Source organism: Cryptosporangium sp. NPDC051539, assembly GCF_044454545.1.
In the GTDB taxonomy this organism is placed as follows: domain Bacteria; phylum Actinomycetota; class Actinomycetes; order Mycobacteriales; family Cryptosporangiaceae; genus Cryptosporangium.
Window position 1 is genome coordinate 51285 of record NZ_JBITDV010000010.1, and the last position, 22271, is coordinate 73555.

The following is a 22271-nucleotide window of genomic DNA, read 5'->3' on the forward strand; positions in this document are numbered from 1 at the left end:
GCTCGACCCTCGAATATCCGATCAATCACGAGTCATCGGCTAGTACCGCCGATCGGACGCTTGGCCCAGTCGATCGTGCTATACGTGCGGTTTTTGCCTCGCCAAGGCCTGCGAGTCGACACCTCACGCCTACCGAGACGCTGGCTGAAGTTTCCGCGTCGACTACCCAACCGATTTTTGACGAGCCGACGCCCGACGTAGGGAAGTTTCGGATAGTAGGATTGCGGAAATGGGACGGTCGAGTGATCGAGGTTGATGTTCCCTATTTCACAGCCGAATTGGTGCCGGCCGATGGCACGTCGCCGACGGTGACTGCGGAATTTGACCTGGATCAATTGAGTCCTAGCGATGCAGAACAAATCGCTCCAGGCGTCTTGTTTTATCTGACTGTGCGAACGGTCTCTGACGGGGGACGACGTCAACGAACGTCGAGCGTCCGTCTCCGGCGCCTTGGCAAGTGGACAGACAAGGATGCCGCTATCGTCGCGGCCGGAGTCGAGAGGCTGCGCAACGACCTTGCCGACCTATGGGAATGACCCGCCCGCCGCCGATGAGATTGAAGTCTCGATTTTCGGTCCAGGCAAGGGTGAGTCGATTGTTGTGCATTTGGGCGACAATCACTGGATAGTTGTTGATTCTTGCCGGGACCAAACAAACGGCGAGATCCCACCGCTGGCGTATCTAAATTCAATGGAAGTCGCACTAAAGGATGCAGTACGTCTGGTCGTCGGCACTCATGCGCACGATGACCATATCGCGGGGCTGTCCTCAGTATACGAGGCCTGCGAGGCCTCTTCATTTGTCTGCTCGGCGGCGCTTTCTACCGATGAGTTCTACGCCCTGGCTGAAGATGATGAGCGCGTAGGTTCGCTCGTGCGAGAGCGAGTCTACCGGGAATACCGAAGTATCTTCGATATTGCGCGAACCCGACCGCGCAGCCTACAAGGCAGGCGCCCTCTCATTCGGGCCACCGAGCGGCTCTCGCTTCTATCCATTCCGGTACAAGACACGCAGGCGGAGATACTGGCGATATCACCCTCTCAGGAGGCGCTTACTCGGTCTATTCGAAAGTTGGCGGATGGTGCGCTAAGACTGGGTGAGTTGCCACGCTCGCCTGCTGCGGACCCGAACGAGTTGGCGGTTGCTCTCTGGATCACTGTCGGGAATCGGAGCATTCTTCTCGGCGCTGACCTACTGAAAGGCCCCGTTGGGTGCGGATGGCAAGGCGCTCTCGATTGGCATAGGCCGGCTCGAAAGGCAGAAGTTGTCAAGGTGCCTCACCATGGTGCTCCCAATGCGCACTGGGCACCGATGTGGGCTGATCTAGCGGTTCCTGAGCCCCTGGCTCTGCTTGCCCCGTATAGGGGTGGAAAGACTAAGCGCCCGGCACCAGACGACATCGTGCGAATCCTTGAGCTGACGCCGGACGCTTACATCACTGCATCACCTAGGCGGCTCCCGCCGTCGTCCACGGTTCGCGGTATCGGCGCCATGATTAATCAAGTGGGTAGGAACGTTCAGGATCCATGGGGTAAGGTCGGCCATGTTCGTGCGCGAGCGCAGATATCTGAAGGCCACTGGCAGGTGCAATGCATGCCCCCCGCATCTCATCTGTTTGCGTATCGGTAACGTCGGATCGCTCACATAGCCGCCGACGTGACCGGCCATGAGCGGACAGCCAGTTTCGCGCGTCGCGGACCACGGCACGAGCATGAGCACCAACGGCTAGCGAGTGTCACGGTTGCTTCTTGAAGTCGCCACGTCGAATGCCGTAGATGAAGCGTTCCCATCCGACCTTGCCGAAGGCAAGAACGGTTCCGTTTGGGTGCTTGCTGTCGCGAAGCATCACAGCGTCGGTTTCGTAGGCGCATTCGACGCATTCACCTCCGCTCCCGCCGGAATAGCTGCTCTTGAAGAATCGTGGGTCCGAGGGTTCTTGCGTCATGTCAGGTACTCCTGGAGGGGAACGGTTGCGGCGCGGACGTGATCGAAGATCGTCGTATAGCGCTCTAGCTCGGTGGGCTGCTGGAGGTAGACGGCCGAGCTGGGCGAGTCGAGGTAGACCACGGACGGGTCTTCCTGTGGATCCTCGAAGTCGAGGATGACGAAGGCGCCCTCCATTGCGGCGTGCGCACCAGCCTTGAGCGGTAACACGTCGATCGTTACCGACGGCCGACCTGCCATCTCGCGCAGCTTTTCGGTCTGGGCGCCCATTACATCTGATCCGCCGACCTCGCGGAGGATGACCGCCTCGTTGAGGACGAAGTGCAACACGGGCGGCCTCGGGCGCTTCAAGATCGCTTGTCGTTCCATGCGCACGCCTACGCGCCTCTGAAGCTCGGCTCCATCGTCTTCAGGGTTTCGTGCCCGATAGACCTCCACGGCGTACTCAGGTGTCTGGAGTAGCCCCGGGACCAGCTCCGGCTGGTAGGACCGGATCCACGCCGCCGCCGGCTCTAGGTCGACGTACAGGCTGAACCATTCGGGGACTGCGTCTGCGCCGAAGATGTGCCACCAGTTGGTGCCCTGCGTCGCGAGAGCCAGTGTCGTCAGCGCCTCCAGTTCTTCGTTCGAGGCGCGATAGTGACGGCAAAGCGCTGCCACGTCCTGAGGTTTCGCCGGGTGCTTTCCCGCTTCGAGCTTGTAGAGCTTGGCCCGGGAGATCCCAAGCCGTGGGTCGGAGACGACGGTTTCAACAGAGACGCCAGCCGTATCTCGGAGCAGCCTCAACCTCCGGCCAAGCTGACGACGAACGACGGTCGGGGTAGCCGCTGCCGTGGTCACCGGCTCGTCTCCCGAACTCTCCACGCGCACATTGTCGTCTCCCCGTGAGACACCGGACTCGCCTTGCGACGAACTGCCTAGAACTGATCTGGTGAAACTCTCATCAAGAGACTCTCACGTCGGCTGAACGCTCGCGAAAATTCGAGCGCACCGGGTGACGTCGCGCGGTAGTCCGTGCCCAGAACGGAGACTTCCGATGATGCACGGCTCAGCTCCGCACCATGACCCCCCGGCATTCGATCTCGAAGGCGGAGACATTCGAGGCTATGACGAGGGCGCGATTCCGGAACCGGATCCGGAGCTCCTCCTCAACGCCCCGTTCAGCTCCCTGGTGGCGAGCGAAGCCCAGCTCAGTCACCGTGCCTACGCAGTTCGGTCGGGCCACCCCTACGCGTCACGCCTCACGGCCGAAGACTTCCTCTACCTGATGGCTCTCCGGACAGCCATCAGCCGGGCGTTGAACTGGGGTTCGCAGGCCGACGTCCGGGATGCGCGCGAAGTGGGCGCGGACTGGTCGGCGATCGCCACCGCGCGAGGCGTCACGGTCGATCGGGCGCAGGCGGAATTCGTGCATTGGATCGACGCGCAAGCGGCTCTGTGGGACAGCGGTCCGACGCCGTCCGGGGTTCGCTTCGGTTTCAGCCTGTCGGAGCGCGCCTCCGTGCGAAGCCTCGTGAGGCCGCCGTGCTCAAGCATGCCCGCCTGAGGCTCTTTCGCTTGCGGGGCGTCCGTCCAACGGAGGTTCGACCCGAGCCGCTGCCGAAGCGGATACCGGGCGCAGCGCTGGCCGCCGGACGTCGAGCGACGCCGGCCCCGGACGCGTGGCGAGTGCGTGGCCAGGTGTCCGGGGCCGTAGTGCCTCAGGTGGGCCGTGACCTCACGTGAGTGATGCACCAGACCCACTCGTGCAGCGGGTTGTGTCGCAGGGTGAACGTCCAGGTCCGGTCGGGTTGGGTGTAGGGGTTGAAGCCGTTCTCGCCGGCTCGATGGATCTCCAGCTCTCCGTCGACGGCCACGCTGGCGTGGTGTCCGGACTCCGTCGACCGGTAGTCCGGATTCCAGGCGTGACGAGCGATCCAGTCCGGAGCGAACTCATCGTGTAGCCGCTGGTCTTCTGCCTGGATGACGGCGGAAACTCTCCCGGTGGCGTCGTCACAGACGTTGCGTTGCCATGGGCCTTTGTCGCCGACGTCGGGAAAAGCCCAGCTGAGGAACCAGAGCACGCGGACCTCGGGAGTGTCCGGGGTGTCGTCGATGACGGAGAGCCCCGCGCCGATCGTGCAGGCTACGAGCCCGAGGACGAGAGCGGCAGCGATGGCGCTCAGCGCCAGGACCGGACGACGCCAATTCGCGATGACCGGCGGCGGATCGTCAGTAGGCCCGTCGTCGACGACGCCCGGGGTCGGGCCGCGTGCAGTGGCAACGCGCCGAGGTGGAACACCCGGTAGGAGCCGGCCGCCCTTTGCGACGACGAGTCGCCCGGATGGGCGGTTACGCGTGGTGGTCATGGTGAGCCTCCTTCCGTCTCGTCGCGGTCGTCGTTGGTGATGAGCCAGGTGCCGGCTGGGTCGAGGCCGGTCCGGGCGTAGCGGAATCGGGTGAGTGCGTCGGCTTGGACGTCGCCGAACCGGTCGCCGCCGGCCGCTTGCGCGGCGCGGTAGTCGCGGCGTTGTTGGTGGAGTGCGGTGAGGGTGGTGGAGTAGGTCCGGGTGCGGGAGGCGACGGTGCCGCGGAATCCGTTCTGGTGTGCCCAGGCCCGTAGCCGCAGTGGCTGGAACTCAGGTAGGCCGCCGAGGCGCCAGGCGATGCCGACTAGTGCTCGGATGTGTCGCGTGACGTCGAGGAGCGGTATCTCGGCGGGTGCTCCGATCCGCCGGGCCAGGCCCGCGCCGAGGGATTTGGTGACGTACTTGGCGAGGTAGGCCGCAAGCCGCCGCTCAGTCTCGTCGTCTTGCCCGGAGGGAATGGGGTCGGCGGTGGCTTGCGGTCCCCAACCGAAGACCCACTCACCTACCCGGTTGGCGGGGGCCTCGACCTGGACGCAGCCGGCCGCGCGGATAGCGGCGTCCGCGAGCAGGTCTGCGGTGACCCAGTCCGGCGGTGCCAGGTCGGGATCAGTTGCGTCGTCGGCGCGGATGATCGCGTGTAGGTGGATCGCACCGCGGGCTTGGATCTCGGCGACCCGGGTGCAGGCGATCCGCACCGCGTCGGCGACGTCCCGGACGGTCCGTCCCGCGAGCCGGGCGATTTCGCGAGCGAGTTGGATGCGCCAGCGGTGCCAGAGCGCCGTCGCGTGTGCGTTGAAGAGGACGAGGCCGGGCCAGTCGTAGCAGCCGTCACACAGCGGAGCTCCGACGACGGGATCGTCGGCAGGGTGCCGAACCGAGCACCACGCCGGGAGCCCGTGCAGGCAGAGCGGCTTGTCCCGCCGGGGACGGCAGACCGCCGGCCGTCCATCGGGTGAGATGTTCGCGGTGTGGACGGGTCCGAAGCCGGGCGCGGTGAGGGTGACGAACAGCCGCGGGTGCGTCCGCACGGAGGCCGCCCGTCCTTTGCCGCCCGCGAGCCCGGCGTAGATGAGAAACCAGGTGTCCCCGGCGTAGCGACGGGCGCAGGCCGCGCAAAGCACGCCGTGCCGGGAGCCGCACGGCACGAGCAACGTTCCGGTGGTCTCCCGGGTCGAGTACCAGGACGGAACGGCGTCGCCGGACGCCGGATCGACGCGGTATACCGCGCCGGACAGGTGGACCGGCCGGGAGCAGCCGCCCACGGTCCGGAGCTGCCGTTGGAGCTGGCCGAAGTCGCCGGCACCGGCCCAGGCGATGAGCCGAGCGAGCACGTCCGGGGTGAGGCCGGCGGAGTCGAGGAGCGCGGAGAGCGCGTCCTCTGGTGAGTGATCGGTGATCATGGCTGCCCTCCGTAGGTGTGTCCGGTTCGGACGCGGGCGGGCAGCCGGGATTGAGCTACCCGCCCGCGCGGGTTCGACCGGTCGTGTGCTGGCCGGTCATGGGGTGAAGGTGGCGACGGTCCAGGCGATGTCGCGGTCGGAGACGTAGCCGGCCCGGACCCGCCGAGGTGTCGGGTCACCGTCGGTCAGGACGTACGCGATACCGGCGCCACGAGCCTCATCACGCGGGATGAGGTGTGCTGCCGCGCCTCGGTCGGCCGCGCCGTCACCGAGGACCAGGTCGACCTGTGATGGCTCGTCGAGCCGTAGCGCGATCCGGGTAGTGAATAGCTGCCGCAGGGGCACGGTCTCTTTCCGCGGATCTTGCGCCGCGGCCAGGACCGCGACCCCGAGCGCTCGCCCTTGGGTGAGCACCGTGGCCAGTGCGGCGGCGAACCGCTCCTTGAGCTTCCGATCGCTGAGATAGGCGGTCAGGAAGGCCAGCTCATCGATATTCAGCAGCACGAACGGATCACCGCGCCGGGGCGTGTGGGTTCGGGCGTAGCCGGCCAGGCGCCGGGCGCGGTCGGCGACCAGTTGCGCCGCTTGCTCGACCAGCTCGACGATCTCGGCCGGCTCGGCCGCGTATCGGGCGAACAGCCGCCGGCCGGAGGCGAACTCGATCCGTTTCGGGTCGGCGGTCCAGACCTCCGCGACCCCCCAGCGGAGCAACGGGCCGAGTGCCCGGATCACCGACCACTGCACGGAGCCCTTGCCGGCGCCCGTGGCCCCGGCGACCAGGACGTGACGACCGATCAGCCGCTCGGTCCAGGAGAAGCCGTCTTCCCGCCGGCCCAGCACCAGCGCCCGGAGGTCCGGCCGCGGATTCGGTAGCGGCGCCCGGAACGGAACTGCGAGCGGATCGAACCACAGAGCCGTGATCCGCACCCAGCCCCGAGCCGGGGAATCGACCGCGACCCGAGCCACCTGCCAGGACTCGGCCAGCGGCTCAGACGCTCTCGAATAGTCGATGGGAGTCTGACCATCCAGCAGCCGGCCGACCACGACGAAGCCGTTCGGGATCGGTCGCCACCGTCCACCCAGATACTCGATCGCCGCCCCAGCGCCCGTGCCCTGCGGACGGGTCAGCCCCGCACGCCAGGCCAGTTGCGGCCATTGCCAGCGCCGCACCCACACCCAGGCTCGATCGGGGATCACCGCCGCGATCCGATCGCCCTGCCACCGCCAGAGCTGGCCCCACAGCCACGCCCGGAGCCGCCAGACCAGCAGCGCGCACCCGAGCGCGACCAGGAGCAGCAGCGCAGCGTGGGCCGGTTGAGGAATAGCACCAGCCAGGCGATCGACCCGAGCAGCCATGCCCAGGCCTTGAGCAGGAACAGCGCTGCTCGCCACGGCCCGCGTCGAATCAGAATTACCAGCGCGAGAAGAAACATCACCGCTCACCTCCCTCCAGCCGAGGCAGAAGCCCGTGTCAGGCGGTGCCGTTGGAAGGTGAGGCGTGCCGACGCCGGGTCTCCGCATCGACGGGCGCCAGCGAATCGGCCCGGAAGGCGATGCCCCAGTTACCCGAGTCACCGATCCAGGGCCGTCCGGTGAACCGGGCGAGCTGAACGGGGGTCGCCGGAGCGATCCCGTCCGGCCGTCCCGGAACGGTGACGGTGACCAGGCCCGCGGGCTCGTCCGGGTGGAGCAGCGCGATTTGGACCCGGAAGAGCGGCAGCCCGGTTTGTTTGTCCACGACCGGCCGGCCCGCTTGGTCCACCCGCGCCTCAGGGACAGAGAGCGCGAGGAAACCGACCTGAGTGGAATCCAGATGTAGAACGTTCGGAAGACCGTTGACAGCCATAACAACCAGCTCCATCCATGGAGAAAGGCGAGAGGAACAAGACGCGGGTGGGCACCAACAAGACCCGCGTACTTGCGACCGGTCATCCGTAACCAGCCTTTCCTCGGGCCACTTCCGTGCGGCCCGGATTCAGTAAATGGCTCCAGCAAATGCGGCGCAAGTTTTCATTTCAACCCAAATCAAGACAGCGCAACATGGCCAATTCGGCGGCCTCGCAAATGCGACGCATTGGACCCGAAATTGGCACACACTTTCCCTGCCTTGCGTCGAATCCGACACACGGCCCGAAAGTGCTGGACAAAGAATGTTCAAGAATTCTCAAGATCAGCGCCTCTAACCGGCACCCACGCCGACGCGTCACTCACCGCCTCAGGCGGAAACGCATTCGCGACGTCAGCACACACGAAAAAGGCCGCGATCCGGCACCAGACATCCGCCGGACGCGGCCAACCCAAACGCCCCACACCGGGGCGGAAGAACGAGAAGGGCTAGATCGCAGCAGCGAACCCGAAGGCGCCGCGATCCGTACCCGAAGCCCGATAAACGGGCGAGAAGGCACAAGGAGCCACCAAGGACCAAAGAGTGGACAACATATCGGGACGCTCCTCTCGCACTCGACTCGCTCGTCTACTTCGGATCACCAGAGTAGCAACACCAACACAATCTGTGAACCAATCAAGCGCAGCCGTACCACTGATCACGCCGCGCTTGGCGACCCAGGGCAAGCCGAGCAGACCACCGGCGGGGCCGCCATCCTCCGAGGTCGGGCAATTCGATGTGTCGACATGTGGCGGCCCCGCCGCCGGCCTGCTCCCGGAACGGTGGGTCGCCGGGGGTCAGGGGAGGTGGGGCAGGTGGCAACAACGGTCGTGCCAACAGATCGGTCTTGCGATGTGTTCAAACTTTCCTTACATAGATCAAGGGCGGCCTACGGCCGCCGACCGCGCACCCGCGCGGCCGGGGACCCCGGCGCTGACGCGCCACCCCACCGCGCGGGCACGCGGCACCGAGGCCGCGGACTGGACGAACCCCAGCTTCGTATCGTCGTCTAGGCAACGTCTTCAGCGTCGTCCGGCCCGCGAGCCCGGGGCTCTTCTGCGTCTGACTCGCGCAGATCGACGCCGAGCAGCCGACCTACACGTTGCCACTTTTCCTCGGACCAGACAGGAGACGCAGCGGCCTGCCGGCGTCCCCACTCATGCGCATCGTTGTTCGCCATGATGACTTCCTTTCTGCGTTGGACAGAAAGGAAGTTGCGGCAACATGCCGACATGAAATGCCGACAGTCACCCGGGATAAAGAATGAAGTCGAGTCGAGGCCTCGGAAGAGGAGGACTATCAGGAGTCCGCCGAACGGCCGCAGTCAGATAGCGTCGCCTGCCCGGACAACCCGGACTCCCCTAGCAACTTCCAAACTCAGATTACCAGTGCGCACAAGTCGCGAAGGGGTGACGACGGTAGATGTTTATTCGCGCCACACCGGCACTAGAAGGTCGGGATTGAACGGTGCGCGCCCACGGCCGGCCGGAAGGACGATCACGGCGTGCAAGGCCTCACGGATGATCGCGCGTTTCTGCATGACGTCGAGTTCGCCGCTCATCCAGCGCTTCCGAACGTTATCGAGCGCCGCCGAACTACGCCGGACGACGGCGGCATGGCGCGCCTTCTCGTTACGCAGACGCGTGCGCTCCTCCTCCAACGCGCCGACGTTAGCGAAGAAGAACTCATCCGAGAGGCCACCCGCACGCCACTGCCGGCCGAGCGCGTCGAGGCGCCGCTGGACCACCTCCAGGTCCGCTTCACCCGCCCAGGCCTCAACCTCAGCGGCTACCGCCTGCCGCTCTTCCAGTTTCGCCAGCACCGCCTCAGTGACGTACTCGTCGACAAGCGGCCCATGCCGACCGATACCCGCGCAGCCGCCCTGTCCCTTGGGAGGGCAGACATAGATGTAGCGCCCATGGCGCCGATCCATCACCCGGAGATGGGCATTGCAGGGAGTCCCGTCCGGGCGACCCTTGCCACAACGCAGGATGCCGCTCAGCAGGTACCAATGAACGGTCTTGTCGACCGGTAGCGGATCGCCGATGGAGCCGTCGGACCGCACCCGCCGACCCTTGCGAGCATGCATGATCGCGTCCACGGCCAACCAGGTCTCGGTGTCGACGATGGGTTGCCACTGCCCGACGACCGGCTTACCCGCGTCGTCGGCGACCAGTTCGCCGCGCAGCCGTCGCCAGCCGCACAGCCGCGGATTGGCAAGCGTCTTCTTGAGTGCGTCCATCGTCCACGCGTTCCCGCGCGTCGTGAGTACGCCGGCCTCTTGCCACTCGCGTACGAGCGAGTTCAGCGAACGACCCGACGCGAAGTCCCGAGCCGCCTTGGCGAGCAACGGAGCCTCGACCGGGTCGAGCGTCAGTCGGTCCGGCAGCCAGCCGAACGGCCGAGTGCCACCCACCGGCCGACCGTCCTCAGCCCTCGCACGGTGAGAGCGCCGCAGCCGGCGCCGCATCTTGCGAGACTCGATCTTCGAGAAGGCCACGCCGACCAGGCCCATGCCCTCGACTTCCTCGGCGTACAGGTCCTTCGGCCCACGCTCGTCCGCATAGACCCGTCCGTCTTCGGACGTGAGCGCTTCGACGAACCGTTCGTAGTCGCCGGCCCGGCGCGCCAGCCGGTCTTCGTTGAGGAGGACGACACCGCGGACAGCAGCACCGTTCGACAGCCGGCCGAGGCGGAGGATGCGAAGCATCTCCTCGAAGTCTTCACGGACGACGTCCGCCTTGCTCGCGGAGCGGTCGTTGTCGGTCAGCTCTGCCACGATCCGCCAACCGAGCCGCTGAGCGGTCTGCCGGTTGACACGATGTTGATCGCGGACGCCGTGCCCGTCCTTCTCAGTGTCGTCACTGATGCGGGCGTAGGCGACCACCGGAATTCGGTCGTCGTCTGGTGCCTCGACTAATTGCACATTCTCTAGATTACTACCACCAGCAGTACCTTTCGGACGCCAAGAACCCGTACGGGTACTGCAATCACGGCCCGAATGGGCTCAGCTGCCCCATCGGGGTCGGGAACATGCCGGCCCAGACCTCGATCGAGGCTCCGGGCGCCGCGCACTGACGCTCTGACGCACGCTGCACGGTGGTGGGCGGTCCGGTTCCAGCCGGACCGCCCGCTTGACTTATCAGCCACCTGGCCGATCAGGCAGACGTGGACTCCATGTCTGTCGCCGGGTCAGTCCCGAGCACCCAGCCTCGCGCGGTTCGCGTCGCTATCGCCAGGCCTTGGAGAGTCAGCCCGATTCATCTGAATCAATATCCGCTCGCTGAGCGCCGTTCACTGAACCGCGTGATCCTCGAGCGGCAGACGCTGATACCGCCTCCTACAGAGCTATATATTTCTCTGTATAGTTTGGTCATGGCACTGCTCCATGACCCGCATCAGGTATCCGTGACCGAGGCCGCCCAGCGCGGAGTCGCCGGGCTCGTTGCCGAGGCGGAAGCGGGCGCGGACCTCGTCGTGACGCGACGGCATCAACCGGTGGCGGTCCTCGTCAGCTTCCAGCGGCTGGAGCAGATCGACACGGTGATCTCAGATCTACACGACCTGGCACTGGTCCTCGCCCGCTCCGCGACCGATACCGGCCACCGCACGTCAATCGACGACGTGCTCACCGCCTTCGGCCATACCCGCGACTCGCTGGCATCGCTCGAGGACGACGAGCACTGACGACCAATGGCCAGCATCACCTTTACCGACGATGCACTCGACGACCTCCGCCGGATCGGCCCTGATGCCGTCCCAAAGGTGCTCAAGAAGATCCTGCTGCTGGCAGACGACGCCGAAGCCGACTACCCCCTGGGTGGTGACCTGACCGGATTCCGGAAGCTGGTCGTCGGGCGCAACACGTGGCGAGTCGTCTACCGAATCACGGCAGACAAAACGATAGAGATCTGCGAGATCTGGGCGATCGGTGCACGCGCTGATGCGGAGGTGTACCGCGAGGCTACGACTCGACTGCACCGCGCGGCGGAGACGCAGCCTCATCTCGTTGCGTTGGCGCAGGTGATCGACAGACTGGGGAAGCTTGCGGGAGATCTCGTCCAGGAGCAGGCGCCGTCACGGGAGCCCGTACCGGACTGGCTAGCAGAACGCCTGATCCACACGGTTGGGATGGCCCGGGAAGAAGTGGCCGCCGCCGATCTCCAGCAGGCCGTCGACCTCTGGACTGCATATATGTCCCCGCCCCAGGACTCGTGACGACGCTCAGCGAAAATTCACATCGCCGAGACTGCTACCACCAGCAGTACCTGTCGGACGTCAAGAACCCGTATGGGTACTGCAATCACGGCCCGAATGGGCTCTCGTGCCCGATCGGGGTCGGGAACATGCCGGCGCAGACTTCCGTCGAGGTTCCCGGGTCCGCGCACTGACGCAGTAGCACATGCATCACCACGGGCGGTTCGGCGATCAGCCGGGCCGCCCGAGTTCATTCCGGAAGCAGCCGGAGCCGCTGCCCCTTCGGAAGGTGGCGCGGTGTCACCACGCTGAAGTCTCGGCGATCGAGCGCCGCCACTTCTCGAAGGTCCAGCCGCTCGGCGAGCGCTACGACGCAGGCATCCACCACCTGTAAGCGAAGAGACGCATAGGTGCTGAGAAGCTCCGACATTCGTCGGTAGTCGTAGGGCGAGACCTCCACCACGCGCAACTCGTCCTCGGCGATCGCGGCACAGAAATCTGCTGCTAGCCCTTGGCTGCCGCGCCGTCGTGGATCGGCCAACAGGTGACAGATCTCTGTCACCGCGAGGGACGGGACAACTAACCGAGTCCAGTTCTCGACGAGAAACCGAGAGCAGCGCTCGTGATTGTCGTCCGCCCCGTTGAAAGCCGCGACGAGCGGCCCGGTATCGCAGAGAATCACGCCGAGGCTGCTCCGCCAGCCTGCTAATCCTGCGGGAACGACAGATACTTGTCGTGGTTCTGCGCAAGGTCCGCGGGGCCACGCAACGAACCCATCAGCCGGGCGAGGTGCCGAGGCAGGGTCCGCTCGTTCGCAGGCTCTTCGTCGTCTCGCTTCAGCGAGACCGGTTCGTCGGCCATACGTGGAGTGTAAGCGCCCATCATCACTTGCCCAGACCTCGAACACCGGTCTGTCGACAACCCGTCCGCTTGCAGTGCTGCGCTCGCGCCTCCGCATCAATCACGCGACGAGGCTAGATGCACGGGGGCCTGCCTCCCGACGCCAGCGCGTGTACGGCTGAATTCCGCGGTATCAGCGCTGCTACGCCGGGTCACAGGGGCGTGCTGCCACGCCTACGACCATCACCAGCAGTCACCTGTCGGACGCCAAGAACCGTACGGGTACTGCAACCACGGGCCGAATGGGCTGTCGTGCCCGATCGGTGTCGGTGCCCTGCCGGCGCAGGCCGAGGTCGGGCTCCGGGCGCCGCGCACTGACGCGCCAAGTTCGACCACGGGCGGTCCGGACAGGCGGGCAGCTCGTTCACCGGGAACGATGGCCCTCGGTCGCGTGCGAGTCGATCGTCGACTGGTGCGGCTGATCCAGTGTGGCCATCGACTCGTCGACGAGGCGAGACAACTGGGCCACCTTGTCGTCGGTCAACCGCTCGGCAACGGACACCGCGGCGACGTTCGCGCGCAGGTGATCGGGGTTGGACGTACCGGGAATGACGAGCATGGCCGGTGAACGACGCAGCAGCCAGGCGAGTGCGACCTGGGCCGGTGTCGCACCGAGGCGCTCTGCCGGGGCGGTCAGCGCAGCGCAGGCAGTGAGCCGGCCGGCGGCCAGCGGGTAGTACGGCACGAACCAGATGTCCTGGGCCTCGCAGTCGGCGAGGACCTGAACGCCGCTGCGGTCGAGCAGGTTGAAGCGGTTCTGCACGGCCGCGATCGACGTCATCCTCTGCGCCCGGGCCAGCATTTCCGGTGATGCGCCGGAGAGCCCGATGGAACGAATCAGGCCCTGGTCGCGCAGGTCGACGAGCGCACCGAGCGACTCCTCGAGGGGCACTTCGCTGCCGGCTCCAGGCGTGTCTCCTTCGAGCCGGAGGTAAGTCAACCCGCTCGCCTCTACCCGCAGGTCCTCCAGGGCCTCGTAGACCTGCCTGCGGATCGTGTCCGGGTGGTGGGTGAGGATCCACGATTTACCGGGTCCGCGACCGGCACCGACCTTGTTGCCGACGATGACGTCGTCCGGGATCGGGCTCAGCGCTTGTCCGATCAACTGATTCACGGTGCGCGGACCGTACGCGTTCGCGGTGTCGAGGAATGTGACACCCAGCTCGACCGCACGGCGCAGCACCTGCCGCGCCGACTCGGGGTCGGCCGGCGGGCCCCACACGTTCGGGCCCGCGAGCTGCATGGCGCCGTATCCGACTCGATTCATTTCACAGTCCCTTGCGTATCAGTGCAACGACCTTGAACGTAGCAGTGCCACGTCTCAGTGATACACCGGGTCGCGTAGCATCGCCACCGTGAATGACGAGAGGACCCGTACGCGTCGACGGATCGTCGCGATTGCGGCCGAGCTCCTGGAGCAGAACGGCCTTCAGTCGGTCTCGACCCGGTCGGTTGCCGCAGCGGCGGGCGTTCGGGCCGCCTCGCTGTACGGGCTGTTCGGCGATATGGACGGGCTTCTCGATGCCGTAGCCGTCCAGGCTTTTGATCTCTATCTGGCAGAGAAGCAAGAGCTGGCGCCAACCGACGACCCGGTCGACGACGTGCGGCGGGGCTGGGACATGCACGTCGACTTCGGGCTACGGCATCCCGCGCTATACGTGCTGATGTTCGGCACGGGCCGGCCCGGTCGGCGGCCGCCTGCCGCAAATAGGGCGCATCACCAGCTGGTGAGTTTCTTCGATCGGGTCGCTGCCGCGGGCCGACTGCGAGTGCCCTCCGCTACCGCTGCCAGTCTTTCGGTTGCCGCCGGCACTGGCATCACACTCGCACTGATCGCGGCACCTGCCGAGGAGCGCGACTTGGAGCTTTCCGTGAAAATGCGCGAGTCGGTCGTCGCTTCGGTCATCATCGACGCGCTCCCCGGCACGGACCCCGGCCTCGCGTCGCTCGCGGTCGCGCTCGACGCTTCGCTGGGTGCGGCAGTCGGCGAAGACCTGCCCCTCCGCCCCACCGAGACTGCGTTGATGCGCGACTGGCTTCACCAACTCGCGCGCTGATCGCCTGCGGCCGGTCGGGCGCCGAGACGTCACGACGGCCAATAGTCTTGCTGCCGTAGCGGCCAACGCGTTTCCGGCAGCGCGAAACGGGCGGTCCGGCGGTCAGCCGAACCGCCCGTTTGCTCACGCGCGCCGGCGCCGCTCAGCCACCGCGGGGCACACAGGCACCGTCGCTGACCCGCGGGAGTCGGCCGATGGCGTCCTCGGTGTTCGGGCCGTAGACGCCGTCGACTGCCAGGTTCCCGCCGACGGAGTTGATCCACCGCTGGTAACCGATGACAGCGTTCTTGGTGGCCGGGCCGAAGTCGCCGTCGACGCTGAGTGGCGTGCCGGCCTTCCCGTTGCAGTTCAGGACCTGTTGTAAGGCGGTGACCGCCGAGCTGACGCTTCCTTGAGCGAGCCAGCACGAGCTGCTTCCGCCCGAGGAAACGGGGATGATCAGGTAGCCGTAGGCCCCGTACTCCGTTCCGGATCGGGTGCACTGCGGCGTCGCCGCAGCGGCCGGCGAGGCGGTGGCGGCCAGGCCGGCCGCCGCGATGATCGCCACCGCGGCAGTACTGAGCAAGGCGCGCACGCCCCGTGTGGAATTGTGCATTCGAGCCCCCGTACAAGAGTGTCTACGTCCTTCATGGACGCTCGTTCAGTGTGACATTCGGCCCTTTTCGGTGGGGCTCGGTTGACGAGGATGAGCGAGGCTCCGGGCGTCGCGCACTGACGCGGTGATGCCTCAGCGCTCCGGTGAACGGAGCAGCGCGAGCACCGCGAGGACCCGCCGGTGGCCGTCGTCGGAATCCGCCAGCCCGAGCTTGAGCAACACGTGCCGGACATGCCCTTCGACCGTGCGTTCGCTGACGACCAGTCGGCGCGCGATCGCGGGGTTGTTGAGGCCCTCGGCCATCAGTTCCAGCACCTCCCGTTCCCGGGCCGAGAGCGCGGACAGCGGATCGTCCGCGGAGCGTGCCGCCAGCAGCGCGCCGACGACGTACGGATCCAACGCCGACCCGCCGTCGGCCACGCGCTGCGCTGCGGCCAGGAAGTCCTGCACGTCCAGGACGCGGTCCTTGAGGAGGTAGCCGAATCCGCCCAGGCCCACCAGCCTCGTCGCGTGCGTCGTGTCGATGTGCTGCGACAGGACGAGGACCCCGACGTCGGGGTGGGCGTCTTTGAGGTCGCGTGCGGCGCGCGTCCCCTCGTCGGTGAACGTCGGCGGCATCCGGACGTCGACCACGACGAGGTCGGGACGCTCCTCGTCGACGGTTCGCAACAGCGACCCGGCATCGCCGACGGCCGCCACGACGTGGTGGCCCCGGTCTTCGAACAGGCGGACCAGACCCTCGCGGAGCAGCACCTGGTCCTCGGCGATCAGGACGCGCACGGCAACTCGGCGATCACGGTCGTGCCCTGTTCCGGCGGGCTCTCGACGCGCATCCGGCCGCCCTGGGCCGAGATCCGATCGGCCAGGCCGCGCAGCCCGGTGCCTTCGGCCGGACGCGCACCCCCGGTGCCGTCGTCGCTGACGGTCAGCACGAGGTGGCCGTCCTTTCGCTCGGCACGCAACGCGACTCCGGTCGCGCCCGCGTGTTTGACCGTGTTCGCCAGCGCTTCGCAGGCCACGAAGTAGGCGGTCGCCTCGATGTCGGAGGCGTACCGCGCACCGTCGACGTGTACGTCGACGCGGAGGGGCATTCGCTCGGCGAGCTCCCGGAGGGCGATGTCGAGCCCGTCGTCCAGGTACGCGGGCCGGATGCCGTTCGCCAATTCGCGGAGCTCCGAGATCGCGACGCCGAGCTGCTCGACGGCGACGTCGATGGCCGGGCTCCCGCCGAGTTCGAACTGGGCGTGGCGAAGCGTCAGCCCGATGCTGACCAGGCGCTGCTGCGCCCCGTCGTGCAGGTCGCGTTCGAGGCGCCGGCGCTCCTCGTACCCCGCCGCGACGATGCGGGCGCGCGACGCCTCCACCGCGGCGAGCTGGTGCCTGACCTCGGCGCGGAGCCTGGCGATTTCGATGGCCAGACCGGCCCGCGCCACGACTTCGTCGAGCAGCCGGGCCGACCCGCTCATTCCGTCCGCGTGCGCGACCACGGCGAGCGACACGCCGGCACGTTCGACCAGAAGTTCACCGTCGGCCGCCGGGTGCTCCGCGCCGGGCGGGAGGTAGCGCAGTTCCAAATCCGGCCGCGCCATGACATCACGAAGCAGCTGTTCCAGGGCCTCGGGTTCCGCACGGCCCGTTCGAAGAGCGTCCAGAAAAGCATCGACGCGGGCGAGGGCCTCGAAACGGGCTCGCCGGAAACGGCGATCGACCAGGTCTTGCACGCGGCCGCGTAGCGGTCGGAAGGCGACCGCGACCGCGAGCGTCGCACCGGCCGTCGCCCATGAGGAGCCGCGGCCCAGAACGGCGCCGAGGACGAGCACGGTGGCGAGGTAGGCGCCACCCAGCAAGACGGTCAGCACGCCGTAGACGAGCGTGCGATTGATGATCAGGTCGATGTCGAAGAGCCGGTAACGCAGGATCGCGACGCAGATCGCGGCCGGGAGCAGCGGAACCACGAGTGCGATCGCGACCCGCACCAGTGCGCTGTCGTTGTACAGGAACGTGGCGAGCGAGCCGATCACGGCCAGCAGGGCAAGCGCGTAGGCGACCCACTTCAGCTGCTGGTGTTCCACACCGGTCGAACGGCGGAACCGGACGATCACCGAGCCGATGGCGGCCAGCAGGCACCCGAGGAACAGCACCTGGCCGACGAAGTACACCGGTTCCAACCCGTCGATCGCATGGGGGTTGACCCCGGACGCGAAGGCCGGATCCGAAGCGTGGCCGAGGGCCGCGCCCAGCATTTGCAGACCGGTGGCGAGGGATGCCACCCACACGCCGGCGCGGCGGATCCGGCTCAGGTCTCGTCCCGACGGGAACAACAACACGAGTATCGCGGTGCCGCTGATGCCCAGATAGTTCGTCCAGTTCGTCAGCCACTCGCTGGTGGCCGCCGCGGGCCAGGTGGCGTGGTAGCCGTAGCCCTCGGTGAACTCGACGAAGGCAGCAACGAGGCCCATCACGCTCAGCACCCAGCCGGTGGGGTTCGATCGGCGGTAGGTGACGATCAGCGCGCCGGACAGGCCCAGCGCGATGGCGTTCACCGGGTAGAGGAGGACGTCGTACGCCGGTTCGCGGCCCACTGAGATCGGGACCGAAGCCACCGAGACCACGCAGGTGAGCACGAAGCACGCGGCGGCACCGGTTCTTCGCATGCCCGGATCGTGACAGGGCCGCCGGGAGCCGGGCAACCGTGCCAGCACCTGCCTCCGAACGCGTGTCCGCGCGGATGTCCGACGGTCGTGAGCAGCGTCAACGTGGTGGTCCCCGACTCCTGGAGTACTCACCATGACCCGACCTCGTGCCGCCGCCCTGGCTGCACTACTGATCACCGCCGCCGGTGCCCTCTACGCCGCTGTCTCCGCGGTCGCGCGGTGGGAACCCTCGCTGGGCTGGCTGGTGCAGGCGACGATCCACCTCGGAGAGCTGCTGGCGGTCGTCGCGCTCGCGCCGGCCGGAGCGGGTGGCACCAGCCGGGCCGCCCGGATCGGCCTGGGCGCGGCCGGCCTCGGGCAGGCCACGCTCGCGATCGCCGAGGTCGTGTACCCCCACAGCCCTGCGGTCGGCGACGCGTTGTTCGGCGTCGGGCCGCTGCTCACCGGCATCGGCCTGATCGTCGCCGGTGTGGTCGTCGCTCGCCGCTGGGGCGGGCCGGCGTGGCAGCGCGTCGCGCCCCTGGTGCTCGGAATCTACATCTTCGTCGTGATGACGCCCGTGCTGATCGGCTCGGGCGGGCCGCCCGCGCCGGCCGCCGTCTGGGCGATCGCGGGGTGGGACGTGCTGTGGGCGCTGGTCGCCGCGTCGGCTCTGAGCCGGCTCGCACCCGCCGACGCCGGCGGACACCGGGTCGTAGCCGAACTGGGTCCGTAGGTCTCGCGAGAGCGGTCAGGCCGGGCCGCGGTCGTCGTCCTGAGCGTCGAACCGGCCGACCGTCTGCCGGCTCCAGCTCTGGATGGCCGCGGCCTGCTCGGGCGCGAGCGTGTCGAAGAAGGAGCGGCGGATGTTTTCCCCGTGGCTCACGACGGCGCTCCGGGCAACACGAAGGCCCTCGGCGGTCAGCCCGATCCCGACCCTCCGACCGTCGGACGCACCTTCGGTCCGGATCAGAAGTTCGCGTTTCTCCATCCGCGTGAGCAGGTGCGCGACCCGGCTCTTGTCCCACCCGAGCGACTCCGCCAGCTCGCCGACCCGCATCTGGTTGCCGGGCGCACGGTGCAGCGTGATCAGGACGCTGAACTCCGCCTTCGAGATTCCGTGCGCCTGCTGCAAGCCACGGTCCAACTCGTTGACGAGAAGCCGTTGCGCCTGCATCCAGCTGTGCCAGAACTCCCACTCGTCGGGCTCCAGCGCGCGCGACTCCCCCATGGCCGAACCGTATCGCTGGCGAGTTGACGCGTCAACTCGATGAGGCCTAGAGTTGACGCGTCAACTCGCTACGGAGGGAGCAGCCATGGCCCGCACGGTGGTGGTCGTCGGCGGCGGTTACGGCGGTTCGCTGGTCGCCAAGTCCTTGGACGACGTGGCCGACGTCGTCCTCATCGACCCTCGGGAGGCCTTCGTCAACGCCGCCGCGTCCCTCCGGGCCCTCACCCGACCGGATTGGGCACCGAACGCGTTCTTCTCGTTCGAATCGCTGCTCGAACACGGACGGGTGGTTCGCGACAGCGCCGTCTCGGTGGCGCCGGCCGGCGTGACGCTCGCCTCGGGTGAGCAGGTCGACGCCGACTACCTGGTGCTGGCCACTGGCTCCGGCTACGCGTACCCCGCCAAGCCCCGCTCCACGTCGACGAGTATCGCCGCGCAGCTGGACGACCTTCGCGAGACCCACAAGGAGTTGAGCGGCGCCGGCCGGGTGCTGATCGTCGGCGCGGGCCCGGTCGGCCTGGAGCTGGCCGGAGAGATCACGCAGGTGTGGCCGGACAAGCACGTGGTCGTCGTCGACAAGAGCGAGGAACTACTTCCGGGCTTCCTCCCCGAGGTCCGGGCCGGCCTGCGGCACCAGTTGGACGAGCTCGGTATCGACGTGCGGCTGGGCACGGAGTTGACCGCGCTGCCCGCTCCCGAGGCCGGACGGGCCCACAGCTTCGCCGTCACCACGACCGAGGGCGACGAGATCGCGGCGGACATCTGGTTTCACGCGTTCGGCGTCCGCGTCAACACCGGGTACCTCACGGACGGACGTCTCACGCAGCTGACCGCGCAGGCGACGATTCCGGTCACCGGGCGCCTCAACGTCCGGGGCTACGACCACGTCTACGCGCTGGGAGACATCGCCGCACTTCCCGACCCCAAGATGGCGTCTTACGCGATGGCACAAGCCGAGGCCGTGGTGGCGAACGTCAGAGCACAGCTAGCGGGCGATCCGCCCTGCACGGTTTACCTCCCGACGCCCGAGCGACGGATTCTGCTTCCGCTGGGAACGCATGCGGGCGTCGGCCAGCTCCCGACGACAGCTGGTCCGGTCGCGGCCACCCTGGACACGGTTTACGAGCGCAAGGGCGCCGACCTGTTCACGGCGAGGTTCGCCGCACGCTTCGGCAACGTCCGCGGCCCGGACGACCACTGAGGTCGGGGTGCCGCGCAGCACGCCGGACGCGCCGAGGACGAGCCGAGACCTCAGTCTCCGCGTGGCCGCTCCGAGCGCGAACCCGCCCGTTCCAGGTTGAGGACCAGTTCCTCGCGGCTCTGGCCGACGTGGTGGAGGTGCCACATCGGCGTCCCCGGAGTGGAACGCCAGGATTCGCTCAGCGGGCTGTTGTCGACCGTGTCGAAGCCGAACTGGTCGTACAGGCGCGTGACGAGCTCGACGGCTTCGGGGTAGTCGCTCGAGACGGCCAGGGCCTGGCGGTCGGGTGCTCCCGCCGGCCGGCTCAGCCGGAAGAGGCTGGGCGCTTGGACGTGGGTGAACGCCTTCGCGATCTTTGACGTCGGGAGCTGCTCCTGGCGCAGTTCGTGGACCGTCTTCTCCCCCGAGTCGACGATCGGGTAGTGGCCGTCGCGCCAGGCCATGTAGTTGTTCGTGTCCAGCACGACTTTGCCCGCGAGCTCGTCGACGGGCAGGTCGTCCAGTGGGCGGTACGGGAAGGCGACGATCGCGAAGTCGGCGGCTGCGGCAGCCCCGGCGAGGTCGGCGGCTCGCGCCGACGGGCCGAGTTCGTCGACGAGTCCGGTCAGCGTCTCCGGGCCCCGCGAGTTGGCGATGACGACCTGGTACCCGTGTGCGATCGCCGCGCGGGCGAGCTGGCTTCCGACCTCGCCGGCGCCGAGTATGCCGATCGTCGTCACGTGTCGGCTCGCCGGAACTCGTGTGCATCGGCCGCCGACGGGAGATCCGCGGAGGCCAGCAGCGCCAGTTTGTCGGCGTCGCTGGAGCCGGGGTCCGGGTAGTACACGATGAGCATCAGACCCCCGGCGCCGTGGATGCTCAGCCGTTCCCGGTTGAGCGCCAGCTCCCCGACCTGGGGGTGATCGATCACGACCCTCGTCTCGTGCTGCTCGCCCACCTCGTGACGGGCCCAGAGCTGACGGAATCGAGGACTTGCCAGCGCGAGTTCCCCGGTGAGTTCGATGAAGCGGGGATCGTCGATGTCGTTGCCCACGGCCTGCCGGAAACTCGCGACGAAGCACTCCGTGATCTCTGGCCAGGCCGGATAGTGAGCCTGCTCCGTCGCGTCCAGAAAAAGATCTCTGAGCTGATTGCGTCCGACGGTGAGGCCGGGAGAAAGCGCCCTGGCGAGTCGGTTCGAAGCGAGGACATCGAAGTACCGGCCTTCGATGAAGGCGGGCTGAACCAGTGAGTCGAGAAGCTTGAGCGCGCCGGGAGACACGGTCTCCTTGGGCGCCCGGCGGCGGCGCTGCCGGGGACGTTCCGCGACCAGCGTCATCAGGTGCGCCAGGTGATCGTCGTCGAGCTGCAGCACCCGGGCGATCGATTCGAGAACCTGCACGGACGGATTGCGGTCGCGGCCCCGCTCCAACCGCAGGTAGTAGTCGGCGCTGATGCCGGCGAGCATCGCGACCTCCTCGCGGCGCAGCCCCGGCACCCGCCGGACGCCGTCGTCGGGGATGCCCGCCTGCTCCGGTGTCACCAGCTCGCGCCGAGCCCGCAGGTACGCGCCCAAAGCATTGCTCATAGGGCCAGCGTAAAGGCTCTTCGGAGCGGTGCGGAGGGCTCAGCGGGGGTCCTGTCGGACCCCCGGCTCGGCGGGGCTCTGGCGGCCGGAACAGGGCGTGCCTACGTTTCCCCACGGCCCGATCGGGCCGCGCACCTCTGGAGGAAACGCATGACCGTCACCTTGATCACCGGCGCCAGCAAAGGCATCGGCTTCGAGACCGCGAGGCAGCTGGTGGAGCTAGGCCACGACGTGTACCTCGGCGCGCGTGACGCGGAACGCGGCGAGCTCGCCGCATCCGCCATCGGGCGTCTGGCGACCCTCGGTCAGGACG

24 protein-coding genes and 4 pseudogenes are annotated in these 22271 nt (G+C 67.4%); 12 read left to right on the forward strand and 16 right to left on the reverse strand.

Annotated elements, in window-relative coordinates; all coding sequences use genetic code 11:
• Window positions 1-242: 242 nt before the first annotated feature.
• Window positions 243-536: a hypothetical protein gene (locus ACIBZJ_RS28645; protein WP_395935602.1), complete on the forward strand. Its 294-nt coding sequence runs from the start codon at window positions 243-245 to the stop codon at window positions 534-536.
• Entirely contained in the window at window positions 472-1629 is a 1158-nt protein-coding gene (locus tag ACIBZJ_RS28650) for an MBL fold metallo-hydrolase (protein ID WP_395934960.1), read from the forward strand. The genes ACIBZJ_RS28645 and ACIBZJ_RS28650 overlap by 65 nt, the downstream gene beginning before the upstream one ends.
• 106 nt (window positions 1630-1735) lie before the next feature.
• Here the strand turns inward: ACIBZJ_RS28650 and ACIBZJ_RS28655 are convergent, their stop codons facing one another.
• Window positions 1736-1945 (reverse strand): DUF397 domain-containing protein, encoded by a 210-nt coding sequence (locus tag ACIBZJ_RS28655; RefSeq protein WP_395934962.1) that lies wholly within the window; start codon window positions 1943-1945, stop codon window positions 1736-1738.
• Window positions 1942-2808, reverse strand: a complete 867-nt coding sequence (locus tag ACIBZJ_RS28660; protein WP_395934964.1) for a helix-turn-helix domain-containing protein — start codon at window positions 2806-2808, stop codon at window positions 1942-1944. The genes ACIBZJ_RS28655 and ACIBZJ_RS28660 overlap by 4 nt, the downstream gene beginning before the upstream one ends.
• A gap of 172 nt (window positions 2809-2980) precedes the next feature.
• On the opposite strand from ACIBZJ_RS28660, the gene ACIBZJ_RS28665 reads away from it, so the two are divergent.
• Window positions 2981-3490: a hypothetical protein gene (locus tag ACIBZJ_RS28665; RefSeq protein WP_395934966.1), complete on the forward strand. Its 510-nt coding sequence runs from the start codon at window positions 2981-2983 to the stop codon at window positions 3488-3490.
• 154 nt (window positions 3491-3644) lie between these two features.
• Here ACIBZJ_RS28665 and ACIBZJ_RS28670 read toward each other — a convergent pair whose 3' ends face one another.
• The 5 genes from ACIBZJ_RS28670 to ACIBZJ_RS28690 all read right to left on the reverse strand — a co-directional run bounded on the left by ACIBZJ_RS28670 (window position 3645) and on the right by ACIBZJ_RS28690 (window position 10503).
• Window positions 3645-4292 (reverse strand): hypothetical protein, encoded by a 648-nt coding sequence (locus ACIBZJ_RS28670; RefSeq protein WP_395934967.1) that lies wholly within the window; start codon window positions 4290-4292, stop codon window positions 3645-3647.
• Window positions 4289-5692 carry a replication initiator gene (locus ACIBZJ_RS28675; RefSeq protein WP_395934968.1) on the reverse strand — a complete coding sequence of 468 codons (1404 nt, stop codon included), beginning with the start codon at window positions 5690-5692 and terminating at the stop codon, window positions 4289-4291. Before ACIBZJ_RS28675 ends, ACIBZJ_RS28670 begins: the two co-directional genes overlap by 4 nt.
• 96 nt (window positions 5693-5788) lie before the next feature.
• Window positions 5789-7048 (reverse strand): FtsK/SpoIIIE domain-containing protein, encoded by a 1260-nt coding sequence (locus tag ACIBZJ_RS28680; protein ID WP_395934969.1) that lies wholly within the window; start codon window positions 7046-7048, stop codon window positions 5789-5791.
• A gap of 115 nt (window positions 7049-7163) precedes the next feature.
• Window positions 7164-7430, reverse strand: a complete 267-nt coding sequence (locus ACIBZJ_RS28685) for a hypothetical protein (RefSeq protein WP_395934971.1) — start codon at window positions 7428-7430, stop codon at window positions 7164-7166.
• Window positions 7431-9003: 1573 nt separating this feature from the next.
• Complete coding sequence (locus tag ACIBZJ_RS28690) at window positions 9004-10503, reverse strand: recombinase family protein (RefSeq protein ID WP_395934973.1); 1500 nt, start codon at window positions 10501-10503, stop codon at window positions 9004-9006.
• Between the two features lie 14 nt (window positions 10504-10517).
• On the opposite strand from ACIBZJ_RS28690, the pseudogene ACIBZJ_RS28695 reads away from it, so the two are divergent.
• The 4 genes and pseudogenes from ACIBZJ_RS28695 to ACIBZJ_RS28710 form a co-directional block, all read left to right on the forward strand.
• A pseudogene (locus ACIBZJ_RS28695) lies at window positions 10518-10655 on the forward strand (peptide-methionine (S)-S-oxide reductase MsrA); the annotation flags it as partial.
• A gap of 297 nt (window positions 10656-10952) precedes the next feature.
• Window positions 10953-11264 (forward strand): type II toxin-antitoxin system Phd/YefM family antitoxin, encoded by a 312-nt coding sequence (locus ACIBZJ_RS28700; protein ID WP_395934975.1) that lies wholly within the window; start codon window positions 10953-10955, stop codon window positions 11262-11264.
• A gap of 6 nt (window positions 11265-11270) precedes the next feature.
• Complete coding sequence (locus tag ACIBZJ_RS28705; RefSeq protein WP_395934977.1) at window positions 11271-11795, forward strand: type II toxin-antitoxin system RelE/ParE family toxin; 525 nt, start codon at window positions 11271-11273, stop codon at window positions 11793-11795.
• A 35-nt stretch (window positions 11796-11830) separates the two neighbouring features.
• Window positions 11831-11968, forward strand: a pseudogene (locus ACIBZJ_RS28710) (peptide-methionine (S)-S-oxide reductase MsrA); the annotation flags it as partial.
• A 56-nt stretch (window positions 11969-12024) separates the two neighbouring features.
• Here the strand turns inward: ACIBZJ_RS28710 and ACIBZJ_RS28715 are convergent.
• Entirely contained in the window at window positions 12025-12456 is a 432-nt protein-coding gene (locus tag ACIBZJ_RS28715; RefSeq protein WP_395934979.1) for a type II toxin-antitoxin system VapC family toxin, read from the reverse strand.
• A gap of 23 nt (window positions 12457-12479) precedes the next feature.
• Complete coding sequence (locus tag ACIBZJ_RS28720; RefSeq protein WP_395934981.1) at window positions 12480-12635, reverse strand: hypothetical protein; 156 nt, start codon at window positions 12633-12635, stop codon at window positions 12480-12482.
• Between the two features lie 211 nt (window positions 12636-12846).
• Between ACIBZJ_RS28720 and ACIBZJ_RS28725 the strand changes: the two are divergent.
• Window positions 12847-12942: pseudogene (locus ACIBZJ_RS28725) on the forward strand (peptide-methionine (S)-S-oxide reductase); the annotation flags it as partial.
• A gap of 96 nt (window positions 12943-13038) precedes the next feature.
• Here the strand turns inward: ACIBZJ_RS28725 and ACIBZJ_RS28730 are convergent.
• Entirely contained in the window at window positions 13039-13941 is a 903-nt protein-coding gene (locus ACIBZJ_RS28730; protein ID WP_395934983.1) for an aldo/keto reductase, read from the reverse strand.
• 88 nt (window positions 13942-14029) lie between these two features.
• Here ACIBZJ_RS28730 and ACIBZJ_RS28735 point away from each other — a divergent pair, with 88 nt between their 5' ends.
• Window positions 14030-14731: a TetR/AcrR family transcriptional regulator gene (locus ACIBZJ_RS28735; RefSeq protein ID WP_395934985.1), complete on the forward strand. Its 702-nt coding sequence runs from the start codon at window positions 14030-14032 to the stop codon at window positions 14729-14731.
• Between the two features lie 142 nt (window positions 14732-14873).
• Here ACIBZJ_RS28735 and ACIBZJ_RS28740 read toward each other — a convergent pair whose 3' ends face one another.
• The 3 genes from ACIBZJ_RS28740 to ACIBZJ_RS28750 all read right to left on the reverse strand — a co-directional run bounded on the left by ACIBZJ_RS28740 (window position 14874) and on the right by ACIBZJ_RS28750 (window position 17980).
• Window positions 14874-15305, reverse strand: coding sequence for a peptidoglycan-binding protein (locus ACIBZJ_RS28740; protein ID WP_395934987.1), 432 nt, complete (start codon window positions 15303-15305; stop codon window positions 14874-14876).
• Window positions 15306-15458: 153 nt separating this feature from the next.
• On the reverse strand, window positions 15459-16106 hold the full coding sequence (locus tag ACIBZJ_RS28745) for a response regulator transcription factor (RefSeq protein WP_395934990.1): 648 nt from the start codon (window positions 16104-16106) through the stop codon (window positions 15459-15461).
• Window positions 16094-17980 (reverse strand): histidine kinase, encoded by a 1887-nt coding sequence (locus ACIBZJ_RS28750; RefSeq protein WP_395934992.1) that lies wholly within the window; start codon window positions 17978-17980, stop codon window positions 16094-16096. Before ACIBZJ_RS28750 ends, ACIBZJ_RS28745 begins: the two co-directional genes overlap by 13 nt.
• Window positions 17981-18113: 133 nt before the next feature.
• Between ACIBZJ_RS28750 and ACIBZJ_RS28755 the strand changes: the two genes are divergently transcribed.
• Window positions 18114-18695 carry a hypothetical protein gene (locus tag ACIBZJ_RS28755; protein ID WP_395934994.1) on the forward strand — a complete coding sequence of 194 codons (582 nt, stop codon included), beginning with the start codon at window positions 18114-18116 and terminating at the stop codon, window positions 18693-18695.
• A 15-nt stretch (window positions 18696-18710) separates the two neighbouring features.
• Here ACIBZJ_RS28755 and ACIBZJ_RS28760 read toward each other — a convergent pair whose 3' ends face one another.
• A complete protein-coding gene (locus ACIBZJ_RS28760; RefSeq protein WP_395934996.1) occupies window positions 18711-19190 on the reverse strand; it encodes a MarR family winged helix-turn-helix transcriptional regulator in 480 nt (159 codons plus the stop codon).
• 85 nt (window positions 19191-19275) lie between these two features.
• On the opposite strand from ACIBZJ_RS28760, the gene ACIBZJ_RS28765 reads away from it, so the two are divergent.
• A complete protein-coding gene (locus ACIBZJ_RS28765) occupies window positions 19276-20391 on the forward strand; it encodes an NAD(P)/FAD-dependent oxidoreductase (RefSeq protein WP_395934998.1) in 1116 nt (371 codons plus the stop codon).
• Between the two features lie 50 nt (window positions 20392-20441).
• On the opposite strand, the gene ACIBZJ_RS28770 is transcribed toward ACIBZJ_RS28765, so the two are convergent.
• Window positions 20442-21110 carry an NADPH-dependent F420 reductase gene (locus ACIBZJ_RS28770; protein ID WP_395935000.1) on the reverse strand — a complete coding sequence of 223 codons (669 nt, stop codon included), beginning with the start codon at window positions 21108-21110 and terminating at the stop codon, window positions 20442-20444.
• On the reverse strand, window positions 21107-21958 hold the full coding sequence (locus ACIBZJ_RS28775) for a helix-turn-helix transcriptional regulator (protein WP_395935002.1): 852 nt from the start codon (window positions 21956-21958) through the stop codon (window positions 21107-21109). Before ACIBZJ_RS28775 ends, ACIBZJ_RS28770 begins: the two co-directional genes overlap by 4 nt.
• A 150-nt stretch (window positions 21959-22108) precedes the next feature.
• Here ACIBZJ_RS28775 and ACIBZJ_RS28780 point away from each other — a divergent pair.
• A pseudogene (locus ACIBZJ_RS28780) lies at window positions 22109-22246 on the forward strand (SDR family NAD(P)-dependent oxidoreductase); the annotation flags it as partial.
• Window positions 22247-22271 lie beyond the last annotated feature (25 nt).